At 30.7% G+C, this 18,869-nt stretch carries 18 protein-coding genes and 2 rRNA genes; 15 read left to right on the plus strand and 5 right to left on the minus strand.

Going from position 1 to position 18,869, the window contains the following annotated elements; all coding sequences use genetic code 11:
- Window positions 1-50 precede the first annotated feature (50 nt).
- The 8 genes from ASC44_RS05135 (at window position 51) to ASC44_RS05175 (ending at window position 8,077) form a co-directional block, all read left to right on the plus strand.
- On the plus strand, window positions 51-1,508 hold the full coding sequence (locus tag ASC44_RS05135) for a serine hydrolase domain-containing protein (protein WP_055446547.1): 1,458 nt from the start codon (window positions 51-53) through the stop codon (window positions 1,506-1,508).
- Between the two features lie 271 nt (window positions 1,509-1,779).
- Entirely contained in the window at window positions 1,780-2,457 is a 678-nt protein-coding gene (gene trmD / locus ASC44_RS05145; RefSeq protein ID WP_055446549.1) for a tRNA (guanosine(37)-N1)-methyltransferase TrmD, read from the plus strand.
- A 19-nt stretch (window positions 2,458-2,476) separates the two neighbouring features.
- The gene (locus ASC44_RS05150) at window positions 2,477-2,785 is read left to right on the plus strand and encodes a hypothetical protein (protein WP_055446550.1); all 309 of its coding nucleotides are present in this window, start codon (window positions 2,477-2,479) and stop codon (window positions 2,783-2,785) included.
- A gap of 2 nt (window positions 2,786-2,787) precedes the next feature.
- Window positions 2,788-3,273: a GyrI-like domain-containing protein gene (locus ASC44_RS05155; RefSeq protein WP_055446551.1), complete on the plus strand. Its 486-nt coding sequence runs from the start codon at window positions 2,788-2,790 to the stop codon at window positions 3,271-3,273.
- A gap of 133 nt (window positions 3,274-3,406) precedes the next feature.
- Complete coding sequence (rplS, locus tag ASC44_RS05160) at window positions 3,407-3,760, plus strand: 50S ribosomal protein L19 (RefSeq protein ID WP_055446552.1); 354 nt, start codon at window positions 3,407-3,409, stop codon at window positions 3,758-3,760.
- A gap of 881 nt (window positions 3,761-4,641) precedes the next feature.
- Window positions 4,642-5,115: a hypothetical protein gene (locus ASC44_RS05165; RefSeq protein WP_055446553.1), complete on the plus strand. Its 474-nt coding sequence runs from the start codon at window positions 4,642-4,644 to the stop codon at window positions 5,113-5,115.
- Window positions 5,116-5,118: 3 nt separating this feature from the next.
- Entirely contained in the window at window positions 5,119-5,691 is a 573-nt protein-coding gene (locus tag ASC44_RS05170; protein ID WP_152973274.1) for a pentapeptide repeat-containing protein, read from the plus strand.
- A gap of 166 nt (window positions 5,692-5,857) precedes the next feature.
- On the plus strand, window positions 5,858-8,077 hold the full coding sequence (locus ASC44_RS05175) for an NADP-dependent isocitrate dehydrogenase (RefSeq protein WP_055446554.1): 2,220 nt from the start codon (window positions 5,858-5,860) through the stop codon (window positions 8,075-8,077).
- Window positions 8,078-8,244: 167 nt separating this feature from the next.
- Here the strand turns inward: ASC44_RS05175 and ASC44_RS18035 are convergent, their stop codons facing one another.
- Complete coding sequence (locus tag ASC44_RS18035; RefSeq protein WP_161805004.1) at window positions 8,245-8,415, minus strand: hypothetical protein; 171 nt, start codon at window positions 8,413-8,415, stop codon at window positions 8,245-8,247.
- Between the two features lie 191 nt (window positions 8,416-8,606).
- Window positions 8,607-9,593, minus strand: a complete 987-nt coding sequence (locus ASC44_RS05180; protein WP_055446555.1) for a helix-turn-helix transcriptional regulator — start codon at window positions 9,591-9,593, stop codon at window positions 8,607-8,609.
- An 89-nt stretch (window positions 9,594-9,682) separates the two neighbouring features.
- On the opposite strand from ASC44_RS05180, the gene ASC44_RS05185 reads away from it, so the two are divergent.
- From ASC44_RS05185 to ASC44_RS05205, 5 genes are all read left to right on the plus strand, one after another.
- On the plus strand, window positions 9,683-10,948 hold the full coding sequence (locus ASC44_RS05185) for a flippase (protein WP_055446556.1): 1,266 nt from the start codon (window positions 9,683-9,685) through the stop codon (window positions 10,946-10,948).
- Between the two features lie 216 nt (window positions 10,949-11,164).
- Window positions 11,165-13,540, plus strand: coding sequence for a TonB-dependent receptor (locus ASC44_RS05190; RefSeq protein ID WP_055446557.1), 2,376 nt, complete (start codon window positions 11,165-11,167; stop codon window positions 13,538-13,540).
- Window positions 13,541-13,542: 2 nt separating this feature from the next.
- On the plus strand, window positions 13,543-14,358 hold the full coding sequence (locus ASC44_RS05195) for a DUF4249 domain-containing protein (protein WP_055446558.1): 816 nt from the start codon (window positions 13,543-13,545) through the stop codon (window positions 14,356-14,358).
- Window positions 14,359-14,577: 219 nt separating this feature from the next.
- Window positions 14,578-15,405, plus strand: a complete 828-nt coding sequence (gene murQ / locus ASC44_RS05200; protein ID WP_055446559.1) for an N-acetylmuramic acid 6-phosphate etherase — start codon at window positions 14,578-14,580, stop codon at window positions 15,403-15,405.
- A complete protein-coding gene (locus ASC44_RS05205) occupies window positions 15,374-15,637 on the plus strand; it encodes a DUF6095 family protein (protein WP_241491405.1) in 264 nt (87 codons plus the stop codon). The genes murQ and ASC44_RS05205 overlap by 32 nt, the downstream gene beginning before the upstream one ends.
- On the opposite strand, the gene ASC44_RS05210 is transcribed toward ASC44_RS05205, so the two are convergent.
- The gene (locus ASC44_RS05210) at window positions 15,634-16,143 is read right to left on the minus strand and encodes a hypothetical protein (RefSeq protein WP_055446575.1); all 510 of its coding nucleotides are present in this window, start codon (window positions 16,141-16,143) and stop codon (window positions 15,634-15,636) included. The two genes, ASC44_RS05205 and ASC44_RS05210, sit on opposite strands and share 4 nt — an antisense overlap.
- A 672-nt stretch (window positions 16,144-16,815) precedes the next feature.
- Between ASC44_RS05210 and ASC44_RS05215 the strand changes: the two genes are divergently transcribed.
- Window positions 16,816-17,169, plus strand: a complete 354-nt coding sequence (locus ASC44_RS05215) for an ISAon1 family transposase N-terminal region protein (RefSeq protein WP_055446560.1) — start codon at window positions 16,816-16,818, stop codon at window positions 17,167-17,169.
- 25 nt (window positions 17,170-17,194) lie between these two features.
- Window positions 17,195-18,148: an ISAon1 family transposase gene (locus ASC44_RS05220; RefSeq protein ID WP_152973275.1), complete on the plus strand. Its 954-nt coding sequence runs from the start codon at window positions 17,195-17,197 to the stop codon at window positions 18,146-18,148.
- A 120-nt stretch (window positions 18,149-18,268) separates the two neighbouring features.
- Here ASC44_RS05220 and rrf read toward each other — a convergent pair.
- Both rrf and ASC44_RS05230 read right to left on the minus strand, forming a co-directional pair.
- Window positions 18,269-18,376: ribosomal RNA gene (gene rrf / locus ASC44_RS05225) — 5S ribosomal RNA — on the minus strand.
- Window positions 18,377-18,510: 134 nt separating this feature from the next.
- Window positions 18,511-18,869, minus strand: a 23S ribosomal RNA gene (locus tag ASC44_RS05230); the annotation flags it as partial.

An 18,869-nucleotide genomic window follows, 5' to 3' on the forward strand; every position in this document is an offset into this window, starting at 1 on the left:
GCATTGAAACGGCATCATATTCTAGTGACATTAGGCACAATTTAAAAAAAATGAAGTACACATATTTAACATTAGTCTTTTTAATCATTATTTCTGGATGTAAGACTTCCGAAAAAATAGTAGAAAAGAAAGAAATTGATCAAGATTTAATAAATTTTCTATTTAAAGATTACATTGGAGAAAAGCCAAGCGCAAGTTTTATTGTTATAAAAGATGGTCAAATAAAAGATTGCCAAAGTTTTGGATATGCTGATTTAGAGAATAAAATTCTTGCTAATCGTGAAACTAATTACAGGCTTGCATCTGTAACTAAACAGTTTACTGCAATGGGAATTTTAACTTTAATAAATCAAGGAAAATTAGATTACAATACAAAATTGACGGAAGTAATTCCTGAATTCCCTGAATATGGGAAAAAGATTACTATAAAAAATTTAATGTCACATAGATCAGGTTTACAGCCATACAACAAACTGTATCCAAATGATGAGAAAAAACAACTTGTTGATAAGGAAGTGCTTAATCTTTTAATAAAACAAGACAGTCTTTTATTTCCTGCAAATACCAAGTACAAGTATAGTAATTCAGGCTATGCTGTTTTAGCTATGATTATAGAACGTGTTTCAGGAAAAACGTTTCAAGACTTTATGGCTGAAGAAATTTTTGAAAAAATAGATATGACCAATAGTACAGTGTATTCAAAAGACTTGCAGATTAAAAACCGCGCCTATGGTTATAAATTCAACGATTCGATTTACGAAAACAGAGACCAAAATATTTGGTCTGCTATTCTGGGCGATGGTGGAATATATTCGTCCGTCAGCGATTATGCAAAATGGGATAAAAGCTTATACAACGAAACACTTGTTAAGTCAAACTTAATTGATGATGCATTTTCCAACTGGGATGAAAATGGAAAAACAAATGGAAAAGGTTATGGATTTGGATGGCAAATTGACATAAAAAACGGCAAAAAATATTTACTGCATGGAGGAAGTACAACAGGTTTTCTAAATACTACGCTAAGAATCCCATCTGAAAAAATTACGGTCGTAATCTACACAAACACTTCCAGTTTAGGAGGACTTAAAAGAAAAGCTTTGTTTTTAGCAAGTTACTTTTCTGATGGAAAAATTCCTTTACCTGCCTATATCTTACTTCAAAAAGATATAGAGGAAAATGGAATAGAAAATATTACAGCAAAATTTAATCAACTTAAATCTGACAATAATAAATATGATATTATAAAAGAGGATTTACGTTCTTTAGGCTTTAGTTACTTTAAAAAAGAACCTGAAAAATCGCTTAAAATATTCGAATTAATTAAAGTAGAATTTCCTGATTTTTATGGAGGTCATTTTGGACTCGCTCAATATTATGCATATAAAACGGAAGGGAATAATGAAAAGGCAGTTGAATATTACAAAAAAGCAGTTGAGTTATTACCAATTGAAAAACAACGCTTGATTAAATATTCAAAAAATATGATTAAAAAATTAAGTGAATAAAACTGTGCCTAACACGGTATAAAAAACATAGGGCGTTTGTGCTAACACCAAAGTTCTGTGTCTATTTACAAAGTCCGCTAAATATAAAATTTGGCATTTAAGAGAAAAAATAAAAGCAAAACATTTATTTTTAGCTAAGTAATAAACCGAAACGAAAGTGATTTTTAACTGCCCTACGTTTCTTATACTAAACGTTATAATAATTTCGAAACCACTCAAAAAACAATCAAAAAATCATCCCTTTTATTTATAAAATTTTACATAAAATATAATGAGAATAGACATTATTACCGTTCTACCAGAATTACTTAAAAGCCCGTTTGATGCTTCAATATTAAAACGCGCAATAGATGCTAATTTAGTTTCGGTACACTTTCACAATTTAAGAGATTACACAACAGATAATTACAAATCCATAGACGACACACAATGTGGTGGTGGCGCTGGAATGGTAATGACGTGTGAACCTATAGACAAATGTATTTCGGCCTTAAAAGCAGAACGCGATTACGACGAGGTTATCTACATGACTCCAGATGGCAACACACTAAACCAAGGTATTGCCAACCATTTATCTTTAAAAGAAAATATAATAATTCTTTGCGGTCACTATAAAGGTGTAGACCAACGCGTTCGCGATATGTTTGTAACCAAAGAAATTTCTATTGGAGATTACGTTTTATCTGGTGGAGAATTAGGTGCAGCTGTGTTATGCGATGCTATAATTAGATTAATTCCTGGTGTTTTAGGCAATGAAACCTCTGCACTTACAGATAGTTTTCAAGATAATTTATTAGCACCACCAATTTACACAAAACCTAGAAACTATAAAGGTTACAAGGTTCCAGACATACTATTTAGCGGCCACAAAGCAAACATTGAAAAGTGGAGAGAAGATCAAGCTTATAAAAGAACCCAAGAACGCAGACCAGATTTATTAGAAGATTAAATTAACCAACACGGAAACTATGGACAACTTTGGTACACATATAATGATTACCCAAGCATTTTATTTTATTATTCATTCAATAATACTTGTGGCTTGCATTATAATAGCTAACAAATATAAATCTATTGGTGGATTACTATTAGTAATAAGTGCTGCTTTCACCTTATTTATAGCTATTATACGCATCTTTATTAGTAATGGTATAGTCTCTTTCGACTACTCCATGATTAATGCACAAACAATACTCATGTATTTTAATGTCTTTTCTTATTTAATGTTTAGTATAGGCTTATTACTTTTTGTTATTAACGATTTGAAAGAAAAGTAATAATGTTTAAAGATCCAGAAATAGAAACACTCAAAAACAAAAAATTGGTTGGTCAATCTATTGAAATGTCTTTGGTAGATAATAAAACCTTTGAATTGTTTTCAGGTTTCATGCCACAACAAAAGCATATTCAAAATATTGTTTCTTCAGATATATACGAAGTATTAATTTACGATAGTAACTATCTTCAAAATTTTAACCCAACAAATACCTTTACAAAATGGGCAACCGTTGAAGTAAAAAATTATGATTCTATTCCAGAAGGTATGCAGACTCTAAACCTAGAAACTGGTTTGTACGCCGTCTTTAATTATAAAGGTTTACCAAAAGACTTTGGTGTTTTAATGTCCTATATATATGCAGACTGGTTACCAAAATCTAAATACCAATTAAGCCAAAGACCACATTTTAATCTTTTAGGAGAAAAAGCAAAACGTAACCATCCAGATTCTGAAGAAACAGTTTGGATACCTATAGAATTGAAATAAATTAAGAGTATTAAAAATATTAAATAAACTATTGCAGATAAGTAATTAATACTTATTTTTGCAGCCAATTTCGGGTTAACCTCTGGCGATATACGTGAATGTTGTTCTGGATTAATAATAAAAAACAATAAAGATGGAATCTTTAATTAAATTTGTACAAGACGAGTTTGTACCAAAAAAGGACTTTGCAGAATTTTCAGCTGGTGATACAATTACTGTATACTACGAAATTCGTGAAGGTGAAAAAAGTAGAACACAGTTTTTTAGAGGTGTTGTATTACAAAGAAGAGGAACTGGTTTAACAGAGACTTTTACAATTAGAAAAATGTCTGGAACAATTGGTGTAGAGCGTATCTTCCCAGTTAATTTACCTGCATTACAGAAAGTTGAAGTAAACAAAAGAGGTAAAGTTCGTAGAGCTAGAATCTTTTACTTTAGAGGTCTTACTGGTAAGAAAGCTAGAATTAAAGAAGCGAGAAGAAAATAATCTCCTCCTTATAAATAGTATTAAAAAGCCTAACTCAATTGAGTTAGCTTTTTTGGTTATTAACATTTGTTAATAACACAAGTTCATAACTAGTTGATAAGTAGTGTATTAAAAACACTTGTTTTATTGAAGTTATATTGTACTTTAGTAAAACAATTAATAACAACCTTCTGTTGGTTACTGCTTAAAAACAGTATTTATATTTAATTGATTTTAAAACTTTGTTATGAAAATAACTAATGAGTTTTAAAATAAATACTTAGAAGTTAATTTTTTAAGTATTAATTGTTTTTTGAGGTTTTTAAAATACCATATGTAGATATGACAATTAAAAAACCATGAGATTTTGAAATTTACAGCATGCCTTGGTAGATTGTGAAACTAAAAATTGAAAGTTTCGAATAAGTAGTAGAGAACGAAAGTGAATACGAAAAGAAGAAACAAGACTTTAAAATAAATGCAACGTTTAAACGTAGTACACAGGTTAAAGTTTCAAGAAAAGCAATTACAGATGCAAACGGTGTAACAGGTCAATACATTTTGAAAGTTACCCAAATGTATCATTGATTTAACAGATTTTGAATCGAAAAAATGTAAAACCCCGGTTTTGGATTACGTTAGTGAAAGCTAAATAGATCAGTTGATGTTATCTCGAAAAAGCCATAATTCTAATAGTTAAATCTATTGTGTTATGGCTTTTGTTTTTAATGAGACTCATTTCCTACTCGTTTTCAAAGAAAATGAATAGAAAATGTCTAGTCGAATTAATGCCAACGCAGGTTGGTATCTTTGTCTCTTTTATACTATGTGGTAATTTCGGCAAGATTAATGATGCTTATCTCTAAAGCACTGTATTGAAACACAACTTACTTATTTTATTTATGATATTGCTTAACTTTCATTCTTATGCACAAGAGAATGATTCCATAAATATTTTATTTAATTCTAAATGGAAAATTTCTGAATTTAGCTTGCATCCAAAACTAAATGAATTAAAATTAGTTAGAAAAAACCGCAAAGAAAACAGTATTATATTTAAAAAACTTCAAGATAGTTTAACTAACAATGATGATTTAGGTTCCAAAATAAACGCACGCTTACGTAAATTCAAATTTGATTATGGTGAATCTTTAGTCTTCGATTCTATAAGTAATGTAAAATATCAATTAAGAACTTCTTGTCCTGTTGGAAATACATATTTTGAAATCAATAACTTTAAATTACATCAAAACAAAGTGGTTATTCATTTTAATAAAAGGTCTTGGAAAAAGCCAAAATCGGAAGAGATATATTGGTATATTTATGATATTGTTAAATGGAATGAAAATGAAATAGTTCTAACAAAACAGAAATAAATAATGTACTTACCTTTTATAGCAGATAAAACCTTCAACTCAATAGATTATACAACCAATAACCTACCAAAAGCAGAATACGACAATTGCACATTTAAAAACTGTGATTTTAGCAATACATATCTATCTGGATTCTCATTTTTAGAATGCGAATTTATTAGTTGTAATTTTAGTTCTGTTAAACTTGGAGAAACGTCATTTAAGGAGGTAAATTTTAATGATTGCAAACTAGTAGGCTCACCTTTTAATGAATGTGATTCCTTTTTATTAGCAATGACATTTAAAAATTGTCAACTCAATTTAGCTTCCTTTTATAATTTAAAACTAAACAACACGCTTTTTGAAAAATGTAAATTCGAAAAGACCGACTTTTCAAATACCAATTTAAAACAATCTACTTTTAATAATTGCGATTTAAACTTAGCTATTTTTGAGAACACGAATTTAGAGAACGTAAATTTTTTAACCGCCTACAACTACTCTATCTCTCCTTCTAAAAATAAAGTAAAAGGTGCTCTATTTTCTAAAAATGAAATTTTTGGGTTATTAAAAGACTATAATATTATAATTGAATAATTTATAAGCCTTAAAATTATCAATTTAATAAAATAAAAGCACGAGAACTATTGTCTCTAAAAAACCTTTAAAGTCGTAGACTTCTCGCTTTAAAATGGTGTTGAAATTTTGTATATTCGTAAACCGAAATTTTTTCGGAATTTAAGAATTTAAACATCGAATTTATATGTCTACAACACCAAAAATCATTTATACAAAAACAGATGAAGCTCCTGCTTTAGCAACGCGCTCTTTTCTTCCTATTGTTGAAGCTTTTGTTAAGTCTTCAGAAATTGATATTGAAACTAAAGATATCTCTTTAGCTTCTAGAATATTAGCTGTGTTTCCAGATTTTTTAAATGATGACCAAAAGGTAACTGATGACTTAGCTTTCTTAGGTGAATTAGCAAAAAAACCTGAAGCAAATATTATAAAATTACCTAACGTTAGTGCTTCTGTACCACAACTTAAAGCTGCAATAAAGGAGCTTCAAGAACAAGGTTTTAAAATACCTAGTTATCCAGATGAGGCTAAAACTGACGAAGAAAAAGAAATACAATCACGTTACGATAAAATTAAAGGTAGTGCTGTAAATCCAGTATTACGTGAAGGTAATAGTGATAGACGTGCACCAAAAGCTGTAAAAAATTACGCAAAAAAGAATCCTCATTCTATGGGAGCATGGTCTAAAGATTCTAAAACGCACGTTGCTACAATGACTTCTGGAGATTTTGCACATAATGAAAAATCTATAACTTTAGCTGAAGCAACAACTGTAAAAATCCAACATACAGATGCTAACGGAAAAACTAAAGTTTTAAAGGAAAATTTAGCTTTATTACAAGATGAAATTATTGATGCTACTGTAATGAGTAAAGCAGCTTTAATTGATTTCTTAGAAGAGCAAGTTGAAGATGCTTTAGATAAAGGTGTTTTGTTTTCATTACACATGAAAGCAACAATGATGAAAGTAAGTGATCCAATTATTTTTGGGCATGCTGTTCGTGTTTTCTTTAAAGATTTATTTAAAAAACATGGAAAGTCTTTCAAAAAAGTTGGTGTTGATGTTAATAACGGATTTGGAAACTTATTAAGTAAATTAAAGGAGTTACCAGAAGATTTACGTGATGAAATTAAAGAAGATATTCGTTACACATTAGAACATAGTGTAGATTTAGCTATGGTAAATAGCGAAAGAGGTATTACCAACTTACACGTACCAAGTGATGTTATTATTGATGCTTCGATGCCAGCAATGATTCGTAACTCTGGGCAAATGTGGAATGCCGATGGAAAATCTCAAGATACTAAAGCCGTAATTCCAGATAGTAGTTATGCAGGAATTTATACCGCAACTATCGATTTCTGTAAAGAAAATGGTGCTTTCGATCCTACAACAATGGGAACTGTTCCTAATGTTGGATTAATGGCTCAAAAAGCTGAAGAATATGGTTCTCACGATAAAACATTCGAAATTGCTTCTAACGGAAAAGTTGAAGTTATAAATGCAACAGGAAAAGTGTTATTATCTCACGACGTTGAAGCCGGAGATATTTGGAGAATGTGCCAAGTTAAAGATGCACCAATCCAGGATTGGGTAAAGCTTGCTGTTACTAGAGCAAGAGCATCTCAAACACCTGCAGTTTTCTGGTTAGATAAAAAGAGAGCTCATGATGCGCAATTAATTAAGAAAGTAAATACATATTTAAAAGATCATGATACTAATGGATTAGATATACGTATCCTATCTCCTATCGATGCTACAATTTTTACTTGTAAAAGATTAAAAGATGGAAAAGATACTATTTCGGTTTCTGGAAATGTATTACGTGATTATTTAACAGATTTATTTCCAATTCTTGAAGTTGGAACTAGTGCAAAAATGTTATCTATTGTTCCTTTAATGAATGGTGGTGGTTTATTTGAAACTGGTGCTGGTGGATCTGCACCAAAACATGTGCAACAATTTACAGAAGAAAACCACTTACGTTGGGATTCTTTAGGTGAGTTTTTAGCCTTAGCTGTTTCGCTTGAGCATTATAGCCAAGTAAATAACAACCCTAAAGCTAAAATTATTGGAGATGCTTTAGATAATGCTACAGAAACGTTATTAGAAAACAAAAAAGGACCTTCGCGTAAGGCTGGAGAATTAGATAATAGAGGTTCTCACTTTTACTTAGCGATGTATTGGGCTCAAGAATTAGCGAAGCAAACTGAAGATAGTGATCTAGCTAAAGAATTTGCGCCACTTGCAAAAGAATTAGAGGAGAATGAAGCGAAAATTGTTAGCGAACTTAACGATATTCAAGGTCATCCTGTAAATATTGGTGGTTATTACGAACCAAAAGAAGATTTAATAAATACTGCTATGCGTCCAAGTAAAACGTTTAATAGTATTATAGGATAGTATAAAACTAGATCTTATTTAAATAAAAAAAGCACCCATTTGGGTGCTTTTTCTTTTTGGTTTAGTTCAATATAATTAATTATATCGACTTGATTAATAGCGGGTCACTAAACCAAAAATGGTGTTATTTAATTTGTATATATTTTAAGTGTTAGCTGGTGTCCTATTTACGATTCTAATAAATCACACCGCAAATCTTCCTCAGAAATCAATTCCCAACCATGAAACACAACTTCATTGTTATCCTCAATAGCAGTGCATGTTGCACTTGTATTTAATTGAGAATTTAATGTGTCGTTTTTATAGATTCGACATTTCCGACATTTATAGGTAGCCATGAGCTTTTTTCTATGTTAATTTTTAATAGCAATATCAAATCTATTTTTTAAACAGACAAAACCTGTCTATTTAAAATAAATTCATTTTTATTCTACTATAAGAGAAGAGACCATTCTTAAATATTAATAACTATAAACAATGAGAATTTTGAATAATTATTTTTAACACGCAGAGAGTGAATACAGTATTTTTAAATATCCTTATAATAATCCACCATCAAGCCTAAATGATGCTTTACTTCGTTTTTAACATGAAGTGGACTTACAACTTTTACCCAAAGGTTATATTTTAAAATCTCCATTAAAAACTCGTAATTAGGCTCTAAACATACTTTAATTTCTCCCCAAATATCTGGATTCGAATAATCTAAAGCATGTGTATCTACTTCTTTAGGAATAGCTACAATTTCTTGAGAGTGATGTAAATAATTTGTCTCTAGATACTTAAAATGATGATTAGCAACTTTAATATGTATCCATTCTGCTGGCATTCCTGTTTTTAAAATACCAATAGTATTTTTATAATAGTCGTCCGGATTAAAAGCTATAGGCTGTTTGACTTTCTGCTTACTAATTTGCAAATTTTTAATACGATCATCCAAGCAAAAAGCATACACACCAAATTGTTTATTATGTGCTATTAAATACCAAGCCTTATTAATTTCTTTAATATGTAAAGGTTGAAAAAAACCATTTATAATTTGAAAACCATTATCGTCGTACCAACCTTGATAAGTAATATCTATTCTGAGCTTATGTTCTATAGCGTGTATTAAAGGTACTAAATCTACTCGCGAACTTAAAGAACTTCGTGTTGTAGTAACATGTGCTTTCCATGAGTGCGCATGATGATGTAAAAGATAGAGTTCGGTTTTTTGATACACTTCTTGTAAAGCATCATTTACCTCATAACCCTCTAAATAATATCCGTAATTACGTTTGTGTAAAATAATAGTTTGATAATAAGATTTTATTTTATCAAGATCACGCTTAATCGTTTTTTGAGAAAACTGATTTAATTTATCGTAAAGTGGATCGTCTATATTATTTATACGCAATTGATCGAGCGCATTTTGCAAATCTGATAGCGGTACAAAACCATTCTTCTCCACACCGTACACTTTAGGGTTTGAAATAATACGTATAATATAATAGCGACGAAGAAACTCTGGAGTCATAGTACTGTTTGTAAAAACGAATGTAATAATAATCCTTCAAACAGTTAAAAGGAATCTGTTTTTATATATTTGAAAACCAAATACACTTTATGACATCGGTTTTTAGTAAAAAAGATTTTATCGCAACCAAGTGGTTTACTCTAGAAAAAATAATTCAGCTTATTACTGGTGTTTTTATTGTTCCTAAAATATTTAATACTCTAGGAACTATAGATATAGGGAAGCTAAAATTTGTTGAGTCTATTATAGGTTTGTTAACACCTTTATTTTTCTTGGGTTTATCTGCTATTTGTATTAGAGAAATTGTGTTTAACCCAAAACGTAGTCCGTTAATTTTGGCTACCGCTTTTTATCTAAGATTAGTAAGTTGGTTTGTTATTTTTGTAGGAATACTAATGTATTTCAGTCTCACCGATAGCAGTCCTTTAACTGGTTTATATCTTATTATTGCTTCTAGTTATTTTTTTAAAGTCACTGATGTTTTTGAGTATTACTTATTAGCTAAAAAATGGACCAAATATATTTTTATTAGCAAAATAACAAGCTTAATTATTATAGTGTCTTTACAATACTATGGTGTTACAGAACAGTTTGATGTCTATTATTTTGCAAAACTTATTATCTTAGATTTTTTAATTCAAGGTTTAATTTATTTTATAATTTTAAAACATAAAAAGCAGTTTTCATTTAAACTGTGGTCGTTTTCTTGGCCTTTAGCAAAATCCTTATTAAAGATGTCGTTTCCTTTAATAATTTCTAACGGCTTAATTATGTTTTATATTACCATTGACGAAATGTTTTTAAAACATTTTCATGGCGATCATGCAAACGGAATTTTTGCTACAGTTCAGTTCTTAGTTATTGGTTTGAGTTGGAATATTGGCTTTTCTATTATTAATGCTTTATATCCATCTTTAGCAGAATCTTTTCAAGAGAATAAAATACGTTATCAAAATAAGATAAGACAGTTAATAATAATCATGTTTACCTTGGGTTTATTAATTGGTGTGTTATATACTTTCTTTGGAAATAGTATTTTAGATACATATTTCACAACATCGTACGCCGAAGCAAAAACGCCCTTATTAATTTTCTGTTGGGCTCCACTTTTTGTTTTTCTTGGCATGATTTACGAAAAGCACTTAATTAATACAGGTCATTTACAAAAGAACGTGTATAGATTTGTAATTGGTTGCATTACAAACGTTATTTTATGTTATATTTTAATTCCTATTTGGTACGTAAATGGCGCTGCAGTAGCTGTTTTAGCAAGTCATTTTATTACTAATATTCTTTTTGTGCTATTCTATAAGTCTAACAGAAAACAAATTCTAAAACTAATCGTTACTAAATAGTAATGTCCTTTAAAAAGCTTCTTTTATTTTGAAGCTTTTAAGCGTTAGTGGTAGAAACGGCATCCTTTTTTTTGTTGCATTTATGCAAAAAAAAGATATAGTGGATGGCACGACGAAAACATGTTTTTACATGTTTTGGTAACGTCCAAATATATGTTAAACCATTCCTGAAAAAATTAAGTTTTTATTAAATTTACCTAAATCAAATTGCTATAAATGTATCATACCAAATTAGTTGCATTCTTACTTTTATTTTTTAGTTGTAGCTTTCTTTTAGCTCAAGAAAAAGTCACCTTAAGCGGTGTTATTCAAGACCAAAATACTAACGAAACCTTAATTGGTGTAAATATTTTATTTCCGGAATTAAACACAGGAACTACAACTAACGAGTACGGATTTTACTCGATTACTTTACCTACAGGTGAGTATACACTAGTGCTAAGTTATATTGGATATTCTGATAAAACGGAAACAATAACACTTAATGAGGATCTTAAAAAAAATATATTTTTAAATGAAGCTTCAGAGAGTCTAGAAGAGGTAATAATTACAGAAAATGTTGAAAAACTTAGCATTAGAAAACCACAAATGAGTGTTAATGCACTCTCTGCTTCTACTATAAAACAAATTCCTGTTGTGCTTGGTGAAGCCGATGTTTTAAAGGCGATTACGCTATTACCTGGTGTTACAAATGCGGGAGAAGGATCGTCTGGATTTAATGTTCGTGGTGGTGCGGCAGATCAAAATTTAATTCTATTGGACGAGGCTACTGTATTTAATTCTTCGCATTTATTTGGATTATTTTCGGTATTTAATCCTGATGCAATTAAAGATCTAAAACTTTATAAAGGCGGAATTCCGGCACGTTATGGCGGACGCGTTTCTTCGGTTTTAGATATTTATCAAAAAGAGGGAAATAGTAAGGAGTTTCATGCCAATGGAGGCATTGGTATTGTGTCCAGTCGCTTATTAGTCGAAGGTCCTTTAAAGAAAAATAAAGGTTCGTTTTTACTTGGTGGCAGAAGTTCTTATGCACATTTGTTTTTACCGTTATTCGATCTTGATAATGTTGCCTATTTTTACGATTTAAATACAAAATTAAGCTACAAACTAAACGAGAATAACAACATTTACTTGTCTGGTTATTTTGGTAGAGATGTATTTAATTTATCTGACAGCTTCGAAAACACCTACGGAAATACAATTGTAAATTTTAGATGGAATCATTTATTTAACGACAAACTGTTTTCTAATATGTCTCTTATTTATTCGGATTATTATTACGGTCTAAACCTAGATTTTGTAGAATTTAAATGGAACTCTGGTATTCAGAATTTTAATTTTAAATACGATTTTAAACATTATTTAAGCAATAATTTCAAGTTACAATATGGCTTAAACAGTATCTATTATAAATTTAATCCTGGAGAAATAGAACCTTCTACTCCCGATTCTGGAATAAATGCACAAAAATTAATCGATAAATATGCCTTCGAAAATGCCATTTATATAGATGCAGAACATAAAGTTTTAGATAACTTAACGATTGCCTATGGCTTACGATTAAGTACATTTCAGCGTTTAGGACAAAGTGAATTAAATATTTATGAAAATAATGAAGCCGTAATTTTTAACGACGATTTTCAAATATATCAAAGCGCAGATGCTATAGGTACAGAGTCTTCAAGCAGAAGTAAAACTATAAAATCGTTTGCAAATTTAGAACCTCGCTTTTCGGCAGCATATCAATTTAATAGAAACGAGTCGGTAAAAGCAAGTTACAATCGTATGTCTCAATATCTACATTTATTGTCTAATACCAGTTCACCAACGCCTTTAGATGTTTGGACTCCTAGTGGTGACTATATTAAACCACAAATTTTAGATCAATATGCTATTGGCTATTTTAAAAATATTAAAGATGGAGACTATTCTTTAGAAATAGAAACCTATTACAAAGATGTAAAAAACAGAATTGATTACATTGATGGCGCAAATTTAATTGCCAACGACGCCATAGAGCGCGTGATATTAAACGGAAAAGCGAGAGCTTATGGTTTAGAGGTTTTGTTTAGAAAAAACGAAGGCCGTTTTAAAGGTTGGATTGCTTATACAATATCAAAATCTGAACAAAAAACAGAAGGCCGCTCTCCTAACGAAACCGGAATAAATAATGGCAATTGGTATAATACAGGCTACGACAAAACTCACGATTTGTCAATTACCACAAGCTATAATCTAAATAAAAAATGGGATTTTAATGCAAATTTTATTTTTCAAACAGGACAACCTACAACTTACCCAAACGGACAATATACTTATAACAACATTGTTGTTCCAAATTACAGTGCTAGAAACTCAACGCGTTTAACAAGCTATCATCGTTTAGACTTTTCTGCAACTTATACACCAAAACCAGAAAAAACAAAAGGTTTTCAAGGTTCATGGGTTTTTGGCTTATATAACGCTTACAATAGAAGAAATGCCGCTTCTATTTCGTTTGCCCAAAATGAAGATACAGGCAATAACGAAGCAACCCGTTTATCCATTTTTGGAGCTGTACCATCTGTATCTTATAACTTTAAATTTTAATAATGAAAAACTTAATATATATCTTATTATTATCTTTTATATTTTCCTCTTGCGAAGATGTAATCGATCTAGAAGTACCAAATGCAGCACCACGTTTAGTAATAGACGCTTCATTAAATTGGTTCGAAGGTTCTACAGGAGCTGATCAAACAATAAAACTATCGCTTTCTGCTCCATTCTTTAATAATGAAATTTCACCTGCAACTGGAGCCAATGTTATTGTTACAAATTCCAATAACGATGTATTCAACTTTGTAGATTCTAATGCCAACGGTATTTACGAATGTTTCAACTTCAATCCACAAATAGATCAAGAATACACATTAACAATAACCTATAATAACCAAACCTATACAGGCTCAGAAACCATGACTAACGTTACGCCTATAGACTATATAGAACAAAATGATGATGGAGGTTTTTCTGGAGACGAAACAGAAATAAAAGCATTTTATACAGATCCAGCAGACGAAGAAAATTATTATTTCTTCGAGTTTAAAGAAGAATTTGAAACCAATCCAATGCTAGCTGTTTACAACGATGAGTTTATAAACGGAAACCAAATATTCGCTTTTTATACTAACGAAAATACAGAAACAGGCAATGAGTTAACAATTAGAAATTATGGAATTTCAGAACAATTCTATGAGTTTATGAACTTGCTGTTACTGCAAACCTCTGATGGAGGTGGCGGACCTTTCGAAATCCAACCTGCAACCGTTCGCGGTAACTGTACAAACCAAACCAATCCCGAAAATTTTCCGTTTGGTTACTTTAGAGTCTCACAAGCAACAGAACTTATTTATATCATAGAATAAAATAATTTGGGCGTTACCAAAACATGCTAAAAAAGCATGTCTTCGTCGTGTCATCCGCTATATCTTTTTTCTATCCTTTTAAGACAAAGCATTATTGTTTATTAATAAAGGTCAATTTTAACTCAAAACTAAAGTTGAATTTGAGAAAAAAGGATGCCGCTACTACCACTAACGCAAATACCGTACAACAATTAAACACAATTATCGTATTTTTGAATTATGACATTTGAACGCACCACAGAAAAAGAATCTAATTATAATCATTTAGAAAAAATGAGCACATTAGAACTTTTAACAAACATAAATAAAGAAGATCAAACAGTACCATTAGCTGTAGAAAAAGCATTGCCACAAATCGAAAAACTTGTCGACCAAATTGTTTTAAAACTAGAAAATGGTGGAAGACTCTTTTACATTGGAGCTGGAACAAGCGGACGATTAGGTATTGTAGATGCTTCCGAATGTCCACCAACTTTTGGTGTCCCTCATGAAATGGTAGTAGGCCTAATTGCTGGTGGAGACATAGCCATTAGAAAAGCTGTAGAATTTGCAGAAGATTCAATAAATCAAGGATGGGAAGATCTTCAAGAAAATAATATTTCTAAAAATGATGTTGTAGTTGGTATTGCGGCATCTGGTACTACACCATATGTTATAGAAGCTTTAAAGGAATGTAACAATAATAAAATTATTACAGGTTCTATCTCATGTAATAGTAAAAGTCCGTTAACAAATACAGCCAATTTCCCTATCGATGTTGTTGTAGGTCCAGAATTCGTAACTGGAAGCTCTAGAATGAAAGCTGGTACAGCTCAAAAATTAGTTTTAAATATGCTCACAACTTCTACCATGATAAAACTAGGTAAAGTTAAAGGTAACAAAATGGTAGATATGCAGCTTAGTAATAATAAGCTCGTCGACAGAGGTGTAAAAATGATAATGTCAGAACTAGCTATCAATAAGCAGGAAGCAAAAATATTATTAAAAAATAATCTTAATGTAAGAGCATCAATAAATGCCTATAATACTGCAAAAAATGGAAACTAAAAAAACCGATAAAGATGTACTTACAAAAGGTCTTAAAAAAATGGGAATATCTTTAGTATTAATGTTCCTTGGTCCATCATTAATATATGTAGCGTTTAGTAATCAAGAAAAACCATTATACATCCCTTTATTAATAGTTGGAATATCAGCATGTATATCAGCAGTTTACTTCGCATTTAAAGGATTAAATACAATACTAGATAGTATGTTCAAGAGTGATAAACAAAATTAACTTTTAAGCAACACCTCTTCTTTTATTGGAGTCGTAGGATTGTAACCAAAATTAGAATCTTCAAAAGTAATATTCAAGCGATCTAGTATATAACCAATAATTGCATAATGGTGTATAGTATGACTATTTGCCTGAGACAGCAATGCAGAATAAGTATAATCCATTTCAATCTTACCACAACCTAAATCGTCTATTACAATTATAGAATCTTTTATATTTTCTTCTACAGCTTGTAACTTCTTAATAATTTTGTTGAGATAATCTGTTGCAGAATCACAACAACTTTCAACAGTTAAGTCTCTTTTTCTCGAGGTTAAGTCAATCTTTCCTTCACTATTAAATTCTAAAGAACAATAGTAAAAATCAAATATATGTCTTAAATGCGAACCAACACTAGAATAGTATGGAGAAACAGAAGCATCACTCAATTCTTCATTAGACAGTTTAATTAAAAGAGTTTTAGATTTCTGAAGAGTTAATAAGGATGACTGTATAATGTTATTCATATCCACGAATTTAATTAGAATTAATTGATTAATAAAATTAATTCTAAGCATTAGTCATTATTTAACGATAACCTTACATCAACAAACTATATTTAGATAATCAACAACCTATTCCAGAAACAAAGAATGTCATCTCTATATAGTCTAACCTAAACTTCAAATTTTAATATTTAACGAAATCCTTTATATCACTCTTACACGAGGTGTATACAATCAATTCGTAATAGACTCAAATCGATTAATCACTAAAAAAAAGAAGTCTTTCGTTTCTATCAATCTCTCAAAGCATACCCTGCCAAAATTTAACTTCATCTATAGAAGAACACTTACATTGATAAAGAAGCTAATCTTTTAATATCAGGTAATCTATTTCAAAAAAACGACCTCTATAAATAACCAAATAGCTAACAACCAACACATAAAGTCTATCCAATCAATACGCATATTATTCTATATAAATAAAAAAGGATGCCGTTTCTATCACTCTCGCAAAGCACAGCCAACTAATATTTAAGTCTATAAATAGAAAACTGGATAAATTATGACTGAGGATAATCTTGCATGAAAGATCTACCTTAAATAATCACATGTATTTGACAACAGGTTTTAATGGATCAATACCAAAAGTTGTGGGATAGCAAAAAATAAGTGAACTTTGGATTAAAAATTTCGATGTCCTCAGAAAGATTCTTAGCTATAGCGAATTTATTACTTCCAGAAGTACTTGTAAAGTATTTTGAGATGACTAAACATTATACTAAAGGTGAAGATATTCATTTTTACTTTACCGAATTAAATGAAACTCCAGAAGAATTTAAAAGTATTACTCTTCATTCTAAAGGCTTCTTTCCCGAAGCCACTGTTCAAGATTTTCCTATACGTGGAAAGAATGTATTTCTACACATAACAAGGCGTAGATGGCTGAACAAAGCTACAGGAAAAGTAGTTACAAGAGATTGGCAATTAGTAGCAAAAGGAACTAGAATAACTAGTGATTTTGCTGCTTTTTTAAAAGAACTCTATTAGTAATAACGCTTCTAACACAACAGTTATAGCTAAATTCTACGGTGTAAATTCGAGAAATTTACAAAGGCAATACAAAGATTATTTAAGTGATTTCAAGCAGTGGAATCAAAAAGTACATGCAAAGCAATGGCTACTATTTCCAAAGAATATAGGAAGCTATCTTTCGTTAGATGAAACAGCTTTTTCAAATGGCGATTTATACACTATACTAACTAATAAAAAAGCAAAAGGTAAAAAAGGAGCTATAGTGTGTATTGTTAAAGGAACTAAAGCTGATACTGTTATAGAAATACTCAGTAAAATTCCATTAAAACAAAGACGAAAAGTAAAAGAAGTGACCTTAGATATGGCTGGAAACATGGGATTAATAGTTAAAAAATCATTTATAGAAGCAACATTAGTCATTGATAGATTTCATGTTCAAAAGCTTGCGTTAGATGCATTACAAGACATTAGAATTAAGCATAGATGGGATGCACTTGATGCTGAGAACAGTGCTATAGAAAAGGCAAGAAATAATAATGAAAAATATACTCCAATACTGTTTAGTAATGGAGATACACTAAAACAATTATTGGCTAGAAGCCGCTACTTGCTATACAAATCAAATAGTAAATGGACTAAAAATCAGCAAAAAAGAGCAAAAATACTTTTTGAACATTATCCAGATTTAGAAAAAGCATATAAGCTGTGTCAAAACTTATCTTGGATATTTAATAATACTAAAGGAAAAACTTCTGCTTTAATACGTTTAGCTAAATGGGATGAAAAAGTAAGACAAGCAGCATTTAAAAGCTTCAATACCATTGCTAGAACAATGTCAATACACTATAAAAATATACTCAACTATTTTGATAACAGAAGTACTAACGCTTCTGCTGAATCTTTCAATGCTAAAATAAAAGCCTTTAGAGCACAATTTAGAGGTGTTAGAAACGTAGAATTCTTCTTATTTAGACTAACAACTATTTTTGCTTAATTTTTAAATCCCACAACTTTTGGTATTGATCTGTTTTAATTTACTTATTATTAATTAAGCTTAACATTTATGTTTTTAACAAAAAAAATCCTCAACAAATAAATGTTGAGGATTCTCTAAAAAAGGCGACGACCTACTCTCCCACGAATGTAGTACCATCGGCGCAAATAGGCTTAACTTCTCTGTTCGGAATGGTAAGAGGTGAGCCCTATCGCAATAATCACCTTAAGTCTTTCGGTGTATGTAGTGATTTAAGATCAACTACTTAACCGTATAAAATAACATATTGAAAAAAGTACACTTTAGTGTATTAAACATGAAAATCGTAATAATATGTATTGTACTTAGTAAAAAAACAGGCGTACAATAAGCCTATGGGTTATTAGTATCACTCGGCTATGACATTACTGCCTTTACACCTATGACCTATCAACGTAGTAATCTCCTACGACCCTTTAAAGAAATCTCATCTTGTGGTGGGTTTCGCGCTTATATGCTTTCAGCGCTTATCCCTTCCCAACGTAGCTACTCTGCAATGCTCCTGGCGGAACAACAGATACACCAGAGGTTAGTCCAACTCGGTCCTCTCGTACTAGAGTCAGATCCACTCAAATTTCTAACGCCCACTGTAGATAGAGACCGAACTGTCTCACGACGTTCTGAACCCAGCTCGCGTGCCACTTTAATGGGCGAACAGCCCAACCCTTGGGACCTTCTCCAG

Source organism: Lacinutrix mariniflava, assembly GCF_001418015.1.
GTDB classification, from domain to species: Bacteria; Bacteroidota; Bacteroidia; order Flavobacteriales; family Flavobacteriaceae; genus Lacinutrix; species Lacinutrix mariniflava.